Source organism: Flavobacterium aciduliphilum (genome assembly GCF_003268855.1).
Taxonomy (GTDB): domain Bacteria; phylum Bacteroidota; class Bacteroidia; order Flavobacteriales; family Flavobacteriaceae; genus Flavobacterium; species Flavobacterium aciduliphilum.
Window position 1 is genome coordinate 31,994 of sequence record NZ_QLSZ01000008.1, and the last position, 16,133, is coordinate 48,126.

Here is a 16,133-nt window from a genome sequence, read left to right on the forward strand (position 1 = left end):
AAGAAATGACAACAACACAACCCATTCTGTTTTCAGAAATAGAAACCCTAATTAACACTTTAAACCTTCAAAACCTCTCAAACGAACGTAAAGAAATGTTACAACCGCTTGTTGACTATATCCAATCTAAAACTAGTAATCAACAAGAAATTAGGCTAAATTTAATTTGCACACACAATTCCAGAAGAAGTCATTTAGCCCAAGTCTGGGCACAAACCGCATCAGCGTTTTTCAACATTAAAAATGTTTTTTGCTATTCAGGCGGAACAGAAGCAACTGCGATGTTTCCTATGGTGGCAAAGACATTAGAAAAACAAGGATTTAAAATTAAAATGATTGCAGAGGGTAATAATCCTATTTACACTATAAAATATGCAAAAAACGAACATCCAATAATTGCTTTTTCTAAGGTATATGATGATGATTTTAATCCCAACAACGCGTTTGCTGCTTTAATGACTTGCTCACAAGCAGATGAAGGGTGCCCTTTTATTTCGGGTGCAGAAAAACGTATTCCTATTACTTTTGAAGACCCTAAAGAATTTGACAATACACCGCTACAAGCTGAAAAATACGAAGAACGTAGTTTGCAAATTGCCACTGAAATGTTTTATGTATTCTCACAAATAAAACCATAACTATGTCTGTTACTAATTGTACCCCCGTCGTAGAACGAAAAACGTTAGGATTTTTAGACCGTTTTTTAACTCTTTGGATATTCCTCGCAATGGCTATCGGGGTTTCAATAGGTTATTTCATACCCTCAAGTAGCGGTTTCATTCATTCCTTTTCTAGCGAGACCACCAACATTCCGTTAGCCATGGGCTTGATCCTGATGATGTATCCCCTGTTGGCAAAAGTAAAATATGAGCAAATGGGCGAAGTATTTAAAAACACAAAAGTTCTCGGAGCCTCATTATTCCTTAATTGGATTGTCGGACCCCTATTTATGTTTGCCCTAGCCCTAATTTTTCTTAAAGACTATCCTGAATATAGGATTGGTCTCATCCTTATTGGTTTAGCTCGTTGCATTGCAATGGTAGTCGTTTGGAATGATTTAGCAGAGGGAAACAGAGAGTATGGCGCTGGACTAATCGCTTTAAACAGTATTTTTCAGGTCTTGCTTTACAGCGTTTATGCCTATGTTTTCATCACAATTCTACCACCCTATTTTGGCTATACAGGTTTTGAGGTACACATCAGCATCGGACAAATTGCAGAAAGTGTTGGAATCTATTTAGGAATTCCGTTTGCACTCGGAATAATCAGTCGATACTCACTAATAAAATTAAAAGGCGAAGAATGGTTTAAGACGACCTATGCGCCTATAATTTCCCCAATAACATTAGTTGCATTATTGTTTACAATCTTAATAATGTTTAGTCTAAAAGGAGCGTTAATTGTAAAAATTCCTATGGATGTAGTTCGAATTACAATTCCCTTAGTCATCTATTTTGCAGTAATGTTTGTCGTTAGTTTTTTTATTGGAAAATATTTTGGAGCCGACTATTCAAAATCTACTGCAATAGCATTTACAGCAACAGGAAATAATTTCGAATTGGCCATTGCAGTAGCCATTGGGGTTTTTGGCATCAACAGTGGACAGGCTTTTGCAGGTGTCATTGGCCCTTTGGTAGAAGTACCTGCGCTAATTGCATTAGTAAAACTTGCCTTTTGGTTTAGAAAAAAATATTATTTGAAAGACCTTTAATAAAAAGAAGAAAACAACCTATGATATCGGTAATATATTATTTTTGAAAATTAAAAAATACTTGTTTTAAAGAATATTTTCTATTTTTACATCAATTAAAATTTTTATGAAAAAAACATTACTTTTTATTTTGTGTGCAATTTCTTCTCTTACAAAAGGACAAAATATCTTTAGAGAGGATTTTACTACTTATGTATCAGGCCAACAATTAAATGGTCAAGGCCCATGGACAAACAACTCGTCTTCTCCAGGAGGATTGGGAAGTTGTGTTGGAGTGTTGTGCGAAAATGCTCAAGTTGTACTTCAAAACATGAGTGCTTCAGGATATGGCACTTCAAATAAGGCTTTCTGTTTAACTCCAAGTACTGATGGATGTGGAAGGTCTTTTACTCCATTTAGTTCAAATGGTAATCTTTATGTTGGGATGGTTATAAACCTTTCAGATGCTCAAAGTAGTCCACTTGATTTTTTTAGAGTTTTAAGTGGTAATAACTACAATACTACATTCAGAATGTTTGTAAAACCTACCAGTGGTTCGACTTATAGTATTGGAATTAGTAAAGGAGGTACAACAAGCCCTATCGTTTACACAACAAATTCGTATAACTACAATACCGATTATCTACTAATTTTTAAATATACACAAGCCTCAGGAACAACTGATGACACTATTACCTTATATGCTAATGCCAATTACAGCTTGGGTGAAGCAGGCAACACCGTTTCTGCAACTAATTTCGCTGGAACAGACCAATCTGGAAGTATAGATAGGATGTGTTTTAGACAAAATGCAGGGCCAGCCGGAATGCCTATTGGAAAAGTAAGTTTAGTGAGTGTAGCTACCTCTTGGGAAGACTTAACTTTCAATCTTTCAGTTTCTTCCTTTTCAAAAAATTCAGTAGCAATATATCCAAATCCTGCAACGTCTTCTGTATCTATTATGAGTAAAAAAGCAATTACAGGAGTATCAGTTTGTACACTTTTAGGACAAGAGGTTTTCGTTAAATCATTGGATGGTTCATTTTCTCAATTAGATATTTCTAATCTTGAATCGGGTACTTATTTTATCAAAATAGCCTCTGAATCTTCTCTGGAGACATTCCAATTGATTAAAGAGTAATTTTTAAATGTATACCTGTTTTTGATTTACTACTGCTAATAATTCTTTTTGTTTCAAATAATTTCAGCTCTTCGTTACAAATCTCCTCTAGATTTTAACAATAAAATTTATGATTACAAAAAAGTTTGCCTATACAATAATTTTTTTGAGTTTGATTCTATTGATTTTTAACCTGACGAGATTGAACTATAAGAATCTTGAAGACTCACATTATTTAGGGATTATTTCAAATATATGCTTAATTGCAACTATGATTATATCCATTCGAGATCGCCATCACAAGAACTAAAAGCATCCAAAATCTACTTCTGGTCAATTTCACAAAAAATTTCCAAACAAAAAAAGGAGTCATTTTTGACTCCTTTAATATGATTCTTCTATGTCTTATCTAAAAGCTTGTTCCAAGTCGGCTAATAAATCGTCAATATCTTCAACTCCTGTACTTAATCTCACTAAGTCATCTGTGATGCCTACTTCCCATCGCTTGTCTTCTGGAATAGAGGCATGAGTCATTAAAGCGGGATGATTGGCCAAACTTTCTACGCCTCCTAGAGATTCGGCCAAGGTGAATACCTTCAATTTTTCTAAAAACGCAATGGCGTCTTCTTTTTTACCGGAAGTAAAAGTAAACGAAACCATTCCTCCAAAACCATTCATTTGTTTTTTGGCAATAGCATAATGCGGGTGATCAGGCAATCCTGGGTAAAATACTTTAGCAACCTCTGGATGATTGCTCAAAAATTCGGCTACTTTCATACCATTTTCACAATGGCGTTGCACACGCAAATGCAAGGTTTTAATCCCTCTCAAAACCAAATAACTGTCCATAGGCCCTAATGTCGCACCCGTAGCAAATTGTTTAAAATGCAACTCGTCGCCCAATGCTTTGTCTTTTATAATCAAAGCACCCGCTATCACATCGGAATGCCCACCAAGGTATTTGGTAGCCGAGTGCATCACAATATCGGCACCCAAATCTAAGGGTTTTTGCAAATAGGGCGTTGCAAACGTATTATCGACTGCAAAAAGAAGATTGTGTTTTTTGGTGATTTTGGCAAGTTCTTGAATGTCTGCCAATTTCATTAAAGGATTGGTAGGTGTTTCTACCCAAACCAATTTGGTATTTTCGTTAATTAACGATTCAAACTGCGCCATGTTGTTCATGTCTACAAAATGGAATTTGATACCGCTATCTTTGTATAACCGTGTAAATAAGCGATACGTTCCGCCATACAAATCGTCCATAGCAATGATTTCATCTCCCGCTTTGAACAAGCGCAACAAACAATCGGTTGCGGCCAATCCAGAAGAAAAGGCAAGACCTCGAGCGCCATTTTCTATGGAAGCTAAGGCATCCTCGAGCGCTTGCCGCGTAGGATTGGCGGCTCTACTGTATTCATAATCCCCTACGGGTTGTCCAGGACTGGATTGTGCATACGTTGACGTTTGAAAAACAGGAGTCATTACCGCTCCTGTTACTTTTTCGTGGTGTTGGCCACCATGTATAACTTTTGTATTGAATTTCATAAGTTTGTTTTTTGCAAAGATAACGAGTTTACACAAATTTTCTTATCTGCATCATAATGCCAAGATGCAACTCTTCGTGATAATTATTGAATGCGATGGCTTCGGCAGCATTTGTGATACGAAATCCAACACCCGTTGTAAATTCATTATACTTTTGAAATACGTCTTGCGCAACATCGGCTTCTGTTTTTTCTAGCGTGGTAAAAAGTAAGGTTTTGAGTGCATCAACTTCCTTCTGCATGGCAGGCTGTTCGGGCTTCGTTCCCTTACGGTATTGCTCCACCATCGCATCCGATACCATCATAGGTAAATCAGACAACTTATACACCAACATTTGTTGGACTACAATACAATGACCAATATTCCAAATGAGATTGTTACTAAATCCTTCGGGAAAGGTATTAAGCTGGTCTATCGTATAATTTTCTAAAAACCCTAATAGCATTTTTCGGCTGGAATGGTTTATTTTAAAAGACGTTTCCATAGATTGAAATTTTTTATAAAAATACAGATTATAAGTTGGAAATGATTTTCCTTTGCAAAAAGAAATTTTATGACAAACAAAATCTATTATTTGGCTTCGTGCGATACGTGTCGAAAAATAATAAAATCGCTTCCAAAAACAGCCTCATTAGAATACCACGACATTCGTCAAAATCCTATTACAGAACAAGAATTGGAGGTATTACACAAACTTGCAGGAAGTTATGAAGCTCTTTTTAGTAAAAAAGCGCAGCTTTACAAATCGATGGATTTAAAAAATAAGAATCTACAAGAATCTGATTATAAAAAATACCTTTTAGAGCATTATACCTTTTTGAGTCGTCCTGTTTTTATCTTGGAGGGTAAAATTTATATAGGAAACAGTCAAAAAAATATTACCGAAGTTCTTAAAATTTTAAGCTAATGTCAAAAAGAAATTGGGCATTAGTTGCCGCAACACTAGTTTCTATTATTTATGGTGTCACATTTACCATTGCTAAAGACGTCATGCCTGCTTTTGTGCAACCGTTTGGATTTATTAGCATGCGCGTAGGGGGTTCGATGGTGTTGTTTTGGTTGGTTTCCTTTCTAGGACCAAAAGAAAAAATTGCATTACAAGACTTTCCACGAATTGGAGCTGCAGCTTTGTTTGGTGTAGCGTTAAACATGCTCACTTTTTTCAAAGGACTGAGTTATACCTCGCCTATTATGGGAGCCGTACTCATGGTTACTACCCCTATGATTGTGCTGGTGTTATCGTCTATTATCATGAAAGAACGAATGCAAAAAAGAAAAATGACAGGAATTTTATTGGGGTTGGCTGGGACGATCACGTTAATTTTATATGGAAAATCAATGGTGAACGCTCCTAATGCCATGTTAGGTAATTTATTGGTATTTATTAATGCCATTTCGTATGGTTTTTACTTGATATTGGTGAAAAAATTAATGGACAAATACAACGCTTTTACGTTTGTGAAATGGATTTACACTTTTGGATTCATTATGGTCATTCCGTTTGGTTGGAACGAATTTCAAGCCATTCAATGGCATGCAATGCCTACAGAAATTTTTTGGAAAATTGGTTTTGTAGTAGTCTTCTCAACCTTTCTAACCTATCTTCTAAATTTAGTTTCCATGCGAGAACTCAAACCTACAATCGTAGCTGTTTTTATTTATTTACAGCCGCTTTTTGCAAGTATTTTTGCTGTCAGTTTAGGGAAAGACGACCTAAGTCTTATTAAAATACTCTCTGCGGTACTAATCTTTGCAGGAGTTTATTTGGTAACACAAAAAAGCGTGAATAGGAGTACGTAAATATTTATTGATTGCTCAGGGCACTACTAACTATTCACAAATAACGAATTACTTTTAGTATATTTGAAGTCTTTTTAATTCATAAGAATGATACAATCAATGACTGGTTTTGGGAAAGCAACGCTGCAATTACCAACAAAAAAAATTTCTGTAGAACTAAAATCGCTAAACAGCAAGGGGTTAGATTTAAACACAAGAATGCCATCGGTATATCGCGAAATGGAATTAGGCCTTCGCAATCAACTTTCACAACGATTGGAACGCGGAAAAATTGATTTTTCATTATATATTGACGTGACTGGCGAGGAAACCTCATCAAAAATTAATATACCCATCGTTAAAGGATACATCAACCAAATGAAAGCAGTGATTCCGAATGCCGACGAAACCGAATTGATGAAAATGGCTGTGCGAATGCCCGATGCCCTAAAAACAGAACGGGAAGAAATTGATGAAAAAGAATGGGAATCGATTCAAAAAGTCATCGACCAAGCTTTGGAAAATATCGTTAGTTTTAGAAAAGATGAGGGCAAAGCACTTGAAAAAGAATTTATACAACGCATTGCGAATATCAAAAAACTCATGCTAGAAGCAGTAGCTTATGATAGTGAGCGCATCGAAACCGTAAAGACTAGACTTCGCACAGCATTAGATGAACTTCAAATGAATGTGGATGAAAACCGGTTTGAACAAGAATTGATTTTTTATCTCGAAAAATATGATATTACGGAAGAAAAAGTACGTTTAGAAAATCATCTAAATTATTTCGTTGAAACCCTTGCTGGAACAGAAGCCAATGGTAGAAAATTAGGATTCATCACACAAGAAATGGGTAGAGAAATCAATACAATGGGATCTAAATCCAACCATTCGGAAATGCAAAAATTGGTGGTGATGATGAAAGACGAATTGGAAAAAATTAAAGAGCAAGTACTTAATGTTTTGTAAGTGATTAGTGAAGAGCATTTAAAAACAAATAAATATGGGGAGCATAAATTCTTATAAAGACTTATTAATCTGGCAAAGAGGGATCGTTTTAGTCGTTATTTATCAATTAGTTACATCCTTTCCTCAAGAAGAATTGTATGCTTTAACTTCTCAAATTAAAAGAGCTGCCATTTCAATTCCTTCAAATATAAGCGAAGGTTATGGCAGAAACACGGATAAATCATTTAGTTACTTTTTAGATATTTCAAGAGGTTCTTTAAATGAATTAGAAACTCAGTTAATTATTGCAAAAGAATTAGACTTTGTTACAGATTTAAAATCATATAATGAAATAATGATTTTGATTGAAGAAGAAAGTAAAATGATAAACGCTTTCTCAAGAAACTTAAAAAACTAATCACTATTTACTAATCACTAAAATGAAAGGAAAATTAATCGTATTCTCAGCACCATCAGGTTCGGGAAAAACCACGATAGTAAGGCATTTATTGCAACAAGACGATTTAAATCTGGAATTTTCGATTTCAGCAGCGACCCGTGACCCTCGTGGAGAAGAAGTTGATGGAAAAGAGTATTATTTTATGTCTATTGCCGATTTTAAAAAGCACATTAAAGCAGAAGATTTTGTAGAATGGGAAGAAGTGTATCGCGATAATTTTTATGGAACGTTAAAAAGTGAAGTGGAGCGCATTTGGGCTCAAGGTAAAAACGTGATTTTCGACATTGATGTGGCAGGTGGACTACGCATAAAATCAAAATTTCCAGAAGAAACCCTAGCTGTTTTCGTCAAACCTCCTAGTGTAGATGAACTTAAACGAAGACTCAAAGAACGTTCTACCGAAAGTGATGATAAAATCAATATGCGAATTGCTAAAGCCCATGTAGAGTTGGCTACGGCCCCACAATTTGATAAAATCATTAAAAATTATGATTTGGATGTTGCGAAAGCGGAAGCTTATGAATTGGTAAAAAAGTTTATTTCAAAAGATTAAATAGTGAAAATTGGTCTGTATTTCGGAACATTCAACCCCATTCATGTGGGGCATTTAATTATTGCCAATCATTTGGCAGAACATTCCGATTTAGATCAAATTTGGATGGTAGTCACGCCACACAACCCACACAAACAAAAAAGTACCTTATTGGATGATTACCAACGGTTGTATATGGTCAATTTAGCCACCGAGGCCTATCCAAAAATTAAAGCTTCAGATGTGGAATTTAAACTGCCTCAGCCAAATTTTACCGTCAATACATTAGTCCATTTGAATGAAAAGCACCCACAACACGAATTTTGTTTAATCATGGGTCAAGACAATTTAAACGCCTTACATAAATGGAAAAATTATGAATACATTATGGCTCATCACGAAATTTATGTCTATCCTCGATTGCATTCGGGTACTGTTGATGCTCAATTTGTAAACCATCCCAAAATTCACATGGTAAACGCTCCAGTAGTGGAGTTATCTTCTACCTTGATTCGAGATAGTATTAAAAACAAAAAGAACGTACGCCCTTTAGTTCCTGAACAAGTTTGGGAATACTTAGAGCGCAATAATTTCTACAGGTCATAAACTTAGATTTTATTTAGTTACACCTTAACATTCCTTTACCACTTGTTCGTGGGTTCATTTTGTACCTTTGTCGTTCTAAATTAAAACATCATGAACAACTTTGAATTATACAATCCCGTAAATTATATTTTTGGTAAAGACCAAGTACAAAAATTAGCCGAACTAGTTCCTGCAAACGCTAAAGTTTTGATAGCCTATGGAGGGGGAAGCATCTTTAAAAACGGGGTTCATGAAGCCGTAACCAAAGCATTGAAAGGGTTTGAAGTGGTAGAATTTGGAGGCATCGAACCTAATCCCCATTTTGAAACCTTGATGAAAGCGGTGCAGCTCATTCGTGAACAAAATATTGACTTCATCCTTGCCGTTGGTGGAGGAAGTGTGATTGATGGCGTCAAATTTATTTCTGCGGCGGTGCATTATGATGGGGATGCTGCCGATATTTTAAGAAAACGCATTCTTTTTAAAGCTGGAGCCAAAGTAATTCCCTTTGGAACGGTGTTAACCCTTCCTGCTACTGGTTCTGAGATGAATTCGGGAGCCGTAGTTACCATCGCTGCAACTCAAGAAAAACTGACTTTAGGAGGGAGTGCATTATTTCCAAAATTTTCTATCGTTGACCCTACTGTCATTATATCACTTCCAAAAAGACAACTACAAAATGGTGTCGTAGATGCCTTTACACACGTTATGGAGCAATACCTAACCTACCCCCATGAGGCGTTTTTACAAGATCGATTTGCCGAAAGTATTTTAAAAACACTCATCGAAATTGGTCCGAATGTGGTTGAAAATCCAAGTGATTATATCTTGGCTTCCAATTTTGTATGGTGTGCCACTATGGCTTTAAACGGGTTGATTCAAAAAGGAGTACCTAGTGATTGGGCTACACACATGATCGGACACGAGTTAACTGCACTATACCAAATTGATCATGCTCGAACCTTGGCGATAATTGGTCCGAATCTATACAAAGTCATGTTTGAAACCAAGAAAGAAAAATTGGCTCAGTATGGAAAAAGAGTTTGGAATCTTTCCGAAAATTCGGTGGAGGAAAATGCTCAAAAAGCGATTGAAAAAACCATCGAATTTTTCCACATTATGGGAATGAAAACCAAAATTTCAGAAAATGCTGAAAACATAGAAAATACAGCAGAGATGGTTGTAAAACGTTTTCAAGAAAGAGGATGGAATGCTCTAGGAGAAAGACAAAATATCACGTTAGAGAAAGTTCAAGAAATTGTGGAAATGAGTTACTAACCTCTTTTTTATTTTCTAAAACAAAACATCAGTCAAAAGGCGTTCATAGATATATTCTAGAACGCCTTTTTCAAACCCAAAACAAAAAGTAATACAAAAAATAGTCCCATTAGAGTCTATTTGTATACAGAAAACGTAAAAATGAAATTCTTATTGTATTGAATTACAAAAAAGTATCTTTTCTTTTCACATCTATTTATTTGAATCTCAATCCTTGGGTATTCTCGATTCAATAAAATTCTGTATTTTTGATTCTTCAAACTATTGAAAAAATGAATCAAAATATAAAATTTGCAGTGATTGGCGGGGGAAGTTGGGCTACTGCAATTGCTAAAATGTTGTGTGTTAATCTTAACGAAATTGCATGGTATATGCGAAATCAAGCCGCAATTGACCACATAAAAGCCTACAAACACAACCCCAATTACTTAAGTTCTGTTGAGTTCGATACCAAAAAATTAATCTTGACCTCAGATATTAATGAGGCGGTGCGCTATGCCGATTATATTATTTTTGCTATTCCGTCTGCTTTTTTAAATGGAGAATTAGAAAACCTCACCGAAAGCTTAGAGGGTAAAGTAATTTTTTCGGCCATCAAGGGTATTGTCCCTGAAACTTTTCTAATTGTTGGGGAACATTTTCATAAAAAATATACCATTCCTTATCAGAATATTGGAGTGATTACGGGGCCTTGTCATGCGGAAGAAGTCGCTTTAGAACGATTGTCTTATTTAACTATTGCCTGTGGTGATGCCTCTAAAGCAAAAGTAGTGGCAAATGTACTCGCTGGAAATTACATCAAAACTAAAATTTCAGATGATATCATCGGAACCGAATATGCCGCGATGCTTAAAAACATTTACGCTATTGCGGCTGGAATTGCACATGGTTTGGGGTATGGCGATAATTTCCAATCTGTTATTATGAGTAATGCCATTCGTGAAATGAAAAAATTCATAAGAAAAGTGCACAAAATGAAGCGTAACATCAATGATTCGGCGTATTTAGGAGATTTATTGGTTACGGGATATTCTGTGTTTTCTAGAAACCGAATGTTTGGAAATATGATTGGCAAAGGCTATACTGTAAAATCGGCTATGATGGAAATGAGCATGGTAGCCGAAGGATATTATGCGGTAAAAAGTGCGTATGCCTTAAATCAAGAATATAAAGCAAAAACCCCTATTATTGATGCAGTATATCAAATTCTTTATGAAGGGAAAAACGCCAGAACGGTCTTTAAAAAACTAACCGAAAAAATGGATTAATTCTTTAGAAAGCGAACTAATTCTTAATATAATATCAATAACAAAAAAACCGCCTTATAAAAGACGGTTTTTTGTATTTAATGTAAAAAAATTAATTTCCAATAACTTTAACATTATCAATTTCCCAAGTTGAAGCTGCTGATGTGGTTGAAGTATATTTAAATGCTACATATACAGTATTATTACCTGCAAAAGCTGATAAACTTACTGGACCAGAATTTACCCAAGCAAAACTACCTGTAGAAAGAATTGGAGACAACGGAGTCCATGTTGCTGAGTTTGGATTTCCAGTTCCAGTATAGTTACTAGACACTAACACTTGAATAGGTGCACCTGGATAGTTGTATGCACTATCAAAAGTTAAAGTAACATTAGTATATGTTGAAAAATTCATTACAGGTGAAATTAACCAATCTTCATTAGCTTTATTTCCTCCTGAATAACCAGATATTGAAGCACATGGAGCAGGATTTCCATAGGAAGCTTGTCCCCAAACTTGTGCTCCTGAAACACTGTAAGCATTCCAAGCTGTCAAACCATTATTAAAATCTTCACTTAAAGCTGGAATAAAACGAGCCCCAGTAAGTTTGAAATCACTTTCATAACGTACCATATATTGAAAATCGGTATTGTATTTGGTCATCACTCCTCTTATAGATCCCATTCCTGAAGGAACCATATTTACAGAAAAGGGAGCATATTTGCTTATTCTACAAATGCTTGTCGTCCCTAAATTTGGATCTTCAATCATTTGGTTGGTAGCATATCCTCCAGAATCAATATCAAAATAAGTTCTTCCTAATGAACCTTTAGCAAATTGAACATTATCTACTTCAACTAAAGTATTTAAGTTAGCATTTGAAAGCGCATTGGCCAAAGTCATGTGTCTCAATAGCGTACTTTCGTCCACTACAGTTGCAGATGGGAAAAGAAATTTTTGATAATCTAAAGGTTCAATACCGTTTAACGAAGCATCTACTCCAATTTTCAAAGACCCATATTGAATCCCATAATACAATCCTTTCAATTTGATGTACACTTTTCTACCTGGGTAAAAACCGTCGGCATACGTCATCGCTTTATCAACCGCAACACTAAACCCGATTGGCGTTGAAGTTCCAATCTGAACATCTTGAAAAGAAATAGATTTGTAAAAATTGCCCGCTGCATCATTAGAGGTAACATACGCTTCAATAATATCATCTGCAGCGTATTGCGTTGGTGTAGGGGTTGCTATACTATTTAAAGAAGCCACCGTAATAGTTGGAGTGAAGGCATACGTCTGAATTTCAGGAGCACCACTCTGATACGATTTATCGCTATCGGTACAACTCGAAAGAGCTATAAAAAGCGCTAGTAAAAAACTAGATTTAACAAGGTTAAGTTTCTTTTTCATATTTTTTAATTACTTATAATTCTAACATTATCTATTTGGAACGTTCCACTCAATGCAGGAACACCTATATATTTAAATGCAAAGTATAAAGTTCCTTTATAATTTGATAAATCAATGGCTCCTGAATTTACATATATGTATTTATCGGTCAGTGGATAAGGAAGTGGCATATTGTAATCAACTTTCGTCCATTTAGCTTCTGTAAAATTACTACCGTTATAGTTTGTTGAAACATAAAGTTCTACAATATTAGTAGTTGTGTTTACGTATTTATTGTGACACGTTTGGAAGGATAATTGCTCGCCATCTACCACATCCATATTAATAGGTGGTGAAATTAACCAGCTATTTAATTGTGAAGGCGCTGAACTCGACGTACTGTACCCATTTAATTGTACATAGCCGTCACCTCCATAGGTTCCCGCAGACCATACAGTCGTACCTGTTTGAGCAAAAGTAGTCCAACCCGTTGGCAAAGCGACACCGCTATCGAAATTCTCTGAAAAATAGACATTTTTCATTGAAGGATAAACCACATCGCTATCTTTTGTACAGCTTGAAAACACTGAACCCAAAACAACAAAAAGTGAAAGAAGTTTAATTTTTGATATCATAGCGTTATTGATTAAAAGTTAATAGATAAGTTTACAAAATACGTTCTACCATACCCATAAAAATATTTAGGTCCAAACGTTGGGTTAATTGTAGTAGCACCACTTGGTCCAACGTGTGGGGTATAATCTTGATCCATTTGTGTATAGTTTGAATTTCTAGCTTGTTCAAAACCACCTGTTTTGTATCTTGTATCAAACACATTGTTTACCATAACATTGATAGCGATTGTTTTGTCTTTGATTTTCCAAGATTTTCCTCCAGAAAGATTAATCAAACTGTAATCGTTGAATTTTTCTTGTTTTAACAATTCAGCTGCTCTTGCTTCTGTTGCTCCAGCCACTGGAACTCCTGGTGATAAATTTGGATCGTCATAGAAGTGAGACGTTCTTGTAATTGGTGCAATATCAATATAAGAACTTCCTAAGTAATTAGCATTGGCACCCACCCACCAGAATTTTGGATCACGGTATTCAATTCCAATAGAAGCCGCTTGTTGTGGCATTCCCGATTGTTTGTAGTTTTTAATTAAAGCTTGACCATAATTAATTACAGGTTTTGTATTAGTAGCCGTTGCTAATGCATCAATATTTACAGAAACGTTTGGATTGTTGTCATAGATATATTCTCCATACGCCGCAGCTCCTGTAATTTTAACAGTAGAGGTAATTGGGTATTCAAATCCAAATTCAAGACCTATGTTTCTTTTACTAATGTTGGTTACAGTCTCTGCTACGAAAGCACTCGTCACATTAGAATCTGTAGTAGGGTCTTCAAAAGTTACTCCATCTCCAAAATAGAAAGACGTTTCTGTTTGATTTTTGATGTGTGTATAATATGCCGTTAATCTTGTTTTAAATTTAGGAGAATTGATAACATAACTTACATCAGCATTTGAAATCGTTTCACTTGCCAATCCGTCTGTAACATTATTGTTAACACGAGCATTATTAAATACATTTCGTAATGCAGGCGCTTTTGTCATGTACACCCCGTTAAATGTCAAGAATTGTCTTCCTGAAATTTTGTAGGTCATACCTCCTTTAAATCCAAAGTTATCGTATGATAATTTTTCGCTTTTTCCAAAAGAGTTTGTTGGGTAATATCCGTTTTTATACAACCCTTCTCTTTGATATTCTGAACGAGAATAGGTTTGTCCTAGATAAAAATCAACTTTTTTATAGAAAAATTTAAATTGGGTAAATGCGGTATAATTGTTTGAAAACAAATTATAGTTGTATCCAAAAGTATCTCCAACACCTACATGTCTCTCTGGATTGTTTAAGTCAGATTGTTGTTGACTAGGTCCATTTCCATAAAGAGTCACATCTCTGAAATAATCTCCTCCTAAAAGGTCTAACATGTTTTGAAAGTTGTGTGAACGTAAGTTTCTAAAAGTGGCACCCCCATTAAACACAATGTTTTGAGCCAATTGCGAACTAATTACGGTATTAGCCGTAAACAATTTATCATCTGTTCGGTCTTCATACAAAGTATATACACTATTTGTATTTCCTCCTTGTTGGTGGGTATTCGCTTTAATCATATATTCCCAATCCAATTGACCGTTATTGATGAATTTGTTTTTCAAGGCCTCAGCTTGATCAAAAGCATATGCTGGAATTGGCTGATCTAAAGGGGTTTGAATTCCACCTGGTGTCCAAGCACCAGTATTAGTATCATATAAAGAGATTATTGAACTTGGTAACTGTTTATAGTATGTTGGGTCTGGATTAGTCACCCCTTGATAGGTCAAACGAGTGTTTCCAATTTTTCCAAATTGATACGCCACACTCGTTGTAATGTTTGTTTTTGGAGTTATTTTCCAATAATCAGTCAACATGAAAATAGGTTCTTCCACATTTTTCTCTCTAGAATTTCTAGCGCGACCGTTTTGGTATCCCCAATATGAATTATAATTAATCCCTTTTAAATCGGTTACTTCTTGTGTATTTGGAGAGTTTTTACCTCTTTTATTTTGTCCATAAATAGACGTGAAGTTTAAACTGTGTTTGTCGTTGATTTTCTTTTCAACACTAGCATAAAACGAATTAGCACTATAGGTTGTTCCTTCAAAATATCCTTCATTCGCAAAACGTCTCGAAGCAGATACTACATAGGCCCATCCATCTTTACGCATCCCAGAAGCAATAGTCCCCATTAATCTTCCTGAATAATTGGTATTTGTTCCCACCATAGAAACACGATTCCCTGGACGATTTAAAGAAGCTCTGGTATTGATTTCGTTAGTTCCTAATATTCCTCCAAAGGTATAATCAGAAGGAGCAGAACCATTAGTGTATTCTTGATTTCTTAACGCATCATTTAACCCACCCCAGTTGCTGTATTGTGGACGATCGTCATATATTTTATTCATCAAAACCCCATTAATCATTACATTACTGTAGGCATTATCCAATCCGCGTAATTTAAATCGTGCTTGACCCCAATTGAAAGCAGCCGCTTGGTTGAAAACGTCTCTTGAAGCTTGTAATAAACTCGCCGTAGTTTCCGATCCACTGTTATCATCTCCCAAATCGTTGTCTGTAATCGTTACCAAACTTAATTGTTGATCTTGTGTGATGTCTTCTTCTAGGACAACTACTCCTAAATCAACGATTTTTCCAGCAACAACTTCAACAGAAAGCAGTTGGTCTTTGTAGCCAGTAGTACTAATCAGTACCATTTGTGATCCTACGGAAACACTTTTAAAAGTAAATTTACCCTCAGAATTAGTCACCTCAGTGAGGCCCAAATTCTGTACAGAAGCTACAGCGTTTTGTAATGGTTTTTGCGTCTTTGAATCCACAACTTTCCCTGTAAAACCAGTTCCTGATTGCGCGAAAACAAAAGCGATTTGCATTACGAACAAAATACTAAAAATAATTTTTTTCATAAATAAAATAAAGTTAATTTT

16 protein-coding genes are annotated in these 16,133 nt (G+C 35.4%); 11 read left to right on the forward strand and 5 right to left on the reverse strand.

Translation table 11 applies throughout. From position 1 onward, the window contains the following. Positions 1-5: 5 nt before the first annotated feature. The 3 genes from CLV55_RS09190 to CLV55_RS09200 all read left to right on the forward strand — a co-directional run bounded on the left by CLV55_RS09190 (position 6) and on the right by CLV55_RS09200 (position 2,831). Positions 6-638 (forward strand): arsenate-mycothiol transferase ArsC, encoded by a 633-nt coding sequence (locus tag CLV55_RS09190; protein ID WP_112113499.1) that lies wholly within the window; start codon positions 6-8, stop codon positions 636-638. 2 nt (positions 639-640) lie between these two features. Then, positions 641-1,711 carry an ACR3 family arsenite efflux transporter gene (gene arsB / locus CLV55_RS09195; protein ID WP_112113500.1) on the forward strand — a complete coding sequence of 357 codons (1,071 nt, stop codon included), beginning with the start codon at positions 641-643 and terminating at the stop codon, positions 1,709-1,711. Between the two features lie 106 nt (positions 1,712-1,817). After that, positions 1,818-2,831, forward strand: a complete 1,014-nt coding sequence (locus tag CLV55_RS09200) for a T9SS type A sorting domain-containing protein (RefSeq protein ID WP_112113501.1) — start codon at positions 1,818-1,820, stop codon at positions 2,829-2,831. A 384-nt stretch (positions 2,832-3,215) separates the two neighbouring features. Here CLV55_RS09200 and CLV55_RS09205 read toward each other — a convergent pair whose 3' ends face one another. Beyond that, positions 3,216-4,358 (reverse strand): cystathionine gamma-synthase, encoded by a 1,143-nt coding sequence (locus CLV55_RS09205; protein WP_112113502.1) that lies wholly within the window; start codon positions 4,356-4,358, stop codon positions 3,216-3,218. Between the two features lie 28 nt (positions 4,359-4,386). After that, positions 4,387-4,842: a DinB family protein gene (locus CLV55_RS09210; protein WP_112113503.1), complete on the reverse strand. Its 456-nt coding sequence runs from the start codon at positions 4,840-4,842 to the stop codon at positions 4,387-4,389. A gap of 69 nt (positions 4,843-4,911) precedes the next feature. Between CLV55_RS09210 and CLV55_RS09215 the strand changes: the two genes are divergently transcribed. The 8 genes from CLV55_RS09215 to CLV55_RS09250 all read left to right on the forward strand — a co-directional run bounded on the left by CLV55_RS09215 (position 4,912) and on the right by CLV55_RS09250 (position 11,208). Beyond that, entirely contained in the window at positions 4,912-5,265 is a 354-nt protein-coding gene (locus CLV55_RS09215; protein WP_112113504.1) for an arsenate reductase family protein, read from the forward strand. Beyond that, on the forward strand, positions 5,265-6,158 hold the full coding sequence (locus CLV55_RS09220) for a DMT family transporter (protein WP_112113505.1): 894 nt from the start codon (positions 5,265-5,267) through the stop codon (positions 6,156-6,158). The genes CLV55_RS09215 and CLV55_RS09220 overlap by 1 nt, the downstream gene beginning before the upstream one ends. An 87-nt stretch (positions 6,159-6,245) precedes the next feature. Next, a complete protein-coding gene (locus CLV55_RS09225; protein WP_112113506.1) occupies positions 6,246-7,106 on the forward strand; it encodes a YicC/YloC family endoribonuclease in 861 nt (286 codons plus the stop codon). Positions 7,107-7,140: 34 nt separating this feature from the next. Further along, positions 7,141-7,503: a four helix bundle protein gene (locus CLV55_RS09230; RefSeq protein WP_112113507.1), complete on the forward strand. Its 363-nt coding sequence runs from the start codon at positions 7,141-7,143 to the stop codon at positions 7,501-7,503. Between the two features lie 22 nt (positions 7,504-7,525). Then, positions 7,526-8,098, forward strand: a complete 573-nt coding sequence (gene gmk / locus CLV55_RS09235; protein ID WP_112113508.1) for a guanylate kinase — start codon at positions 7,526-7,528, stop codon at positions 8,096-8,098. Positions 8,099-8,101: 3 nt separating this feature from the next. Further along, positions 8,102-8,683, forward strand: coding sequence for a nicotinate (nicotinamide) nucleotide adenylyltransferase (nadD, locus tag CLV55_RS09240; RefSeq protein ID WP_112113509.1), 582 nt, complete (start codon positions 8,102-8,104; stop codon positions 8,681-8,683). A gap of 90 nt (positions 8,684-8,773) precedes the next feature. Then, positions 8,774-9,940, forward strand: coding sequence for an iron-containing alcohol dehydrogenase (locus CLV55_RS09245; protein ID WP_112113510.1), 1,167 nt, complete (start codon positions 8,774-8,776; stop codon positions 9,938-9,940). A 272-nt stretch (positions 9,941-10,212) separates the two neighbouring features. Next, a complete protein-coding gene (locus tag CLV55_RS09250; RefSeq protein WP_112113511.1) occupies positions 10,213-11,208 on the forward strand; it encodes an NAD(P)H-dependent glycerol-3-phosphate dehydrogenase in 996 nt (331 codons plus the stop codon). A gap of 91 nt (positions 11,209-11,299) precedes the next feature. Here CLV55_RS09250 and CLV55_RS09255 read toward each other — a convergent pair whose 3' ends face one another. The 3 genes from CLV55_RS09255 to CLV55_RS09265 are packed head-to-tail and all read right to left on the reverse strand — an operon-like array spanning position 11,300 to position 16,112. Beyond that, on the reverse strand, positions 11,300-12,604 hold the full coding sequence (locus tag CLV55_RS09255; protein ID WP_112113512.1) for a DUF5689 domain-containing protein: 1,305 nt from the start codon (positions 12,602-12,604) through the stop codon (positions 11,300-11,302). Positions 12,605-12,609: 5 nt separating this feature from the next. After that, complete coding sequence (locus CLV55_RS09260) at positions 12,610-13,218, reverse strand: choice-of-anchor J domain-containing protein (RefSeq protein WP_112113513.1); 609 nt, start codon at positions 13,216-13,218, stop codon at positions 12,610-12,612. An 11-nt stretch (positions 13,219-13,229) separates the two neighbouring features. Beyond that, positions 13,230-16,112: a carboxypeptidase-like regulatory domain-containing protein gene (locus CLV55_RS09265; RefSeq protein WP_112113514.1), complete on the reverse strand. Its 2,883-nt coding sequence runs from the start codon at positions 16,110-16,112 to the stop codon at positions 13,230-13,232. Positions 16,113-16,133: the final 21 nt, after the last annotated feature.

Bases quoted from the DNA above. Each gene is read 5' to 3' on its own strand.
- CLV55_RS09190 (WP_112113499.1), top strand. From the start codon at position 6: ATGACAACAACACAACCCATTCTGTTTTCAGAAATAGAAACCCTAATT.
- arsB (WP_112113500.1), top strand. From the start codon at position 641: ATGTCTGTTACTAATTGTACCCCCGTCGTAGAACGAAAAACGTTAGGA.
- CLV55_RS09200 (WP_112113501.1), top strand. From the start codon at position 1,818: ATGAAAAAAACATTACTTTTTATTTTGTGTGCAATTTCTTCTCTTACA.
- CLV55_RS09205 (WP_112113502.1), bottom strand. From the start codon at position 4,358: ATGAAATTCAATACAAAAGTTATACATGGTGGCCAACACCACGAAAAA.
- CLV55_RS09210 (WP_112113503.1), bottom strand. From the start codon at position 4,842: ATGGAAACGTCTTTTAAAATAAACCATTCCAGCCGAAAAATGCTATTA.
- CLV55_RS09215 (WP_112113504.1), top strand. From the start codon at position 4,912: ATGACAAACAAAATCTATTATTTGGCTTCGTGCGATACGTGTCGAAAA.
- CLV55_RS09220 (WP_112113505.1), top strand. From the start codon at position 5,265: ATGTCAAAAAGAAATTGGGCATTAGTTGCCGCAACACTAGTTTCTATT.
- CLV55_RS09225 (WP_112113506.1), top strand. From the start codon at position 6,246: ATGATACAATCAATGACTGGTTTTGGGAAAGCAACGCTGCAATTACCA.
- CLV55_RS09230 (WP_112113507.1), top strand. From the start codon at position 7,141: ATGGGGAGCATAAATTCTTATAAAGACTTATTAATCTGGCAAAGAGGG.
- gmk (WP_112113508.1), top strand. From the start codon at position 7,526: ATGAAAGGAAAATTAATCGTATTCTCAGCACCATCAGGTTCGGGAAAA.
- CLV55_RS09245 (WP_112113510.1), top strand. From the start codon at position 8,774: ATGAACAACTTTGAATTATACAATCCCGTAAATTATATTTTTGGTAAA.
- CLV55_RS09250 (WP_112113511.1), top strand. From the start codon at position 10,213: ATGAATCAAAATATAAAATTTGCAGTGATTGGCGGGGGAAGTTGGGCT.
- CLV55_RS09255 (WP_112113512.1), bottom strand. From the start codon at position 12,604: ATGAAAAAGAAACTTAACCTTGTTAAATCTAGTTTTTTACTAGCGCTT.
- CLV55_RS09260 (WP_112113513.1), bottom strand. From the start codon at position 13,218: ATGATATCAAAAATTAAACTTCTTTCACTTTTTGTTGTTTTGGGTTCA.
- CLV55_RS09265 (WP_112113514.1), bottom strand. From the start codon at position 16,112: ATGAAAAAAATTATTTTTAGTATTTTGTTCGTAATGCAAATCGCTTTT.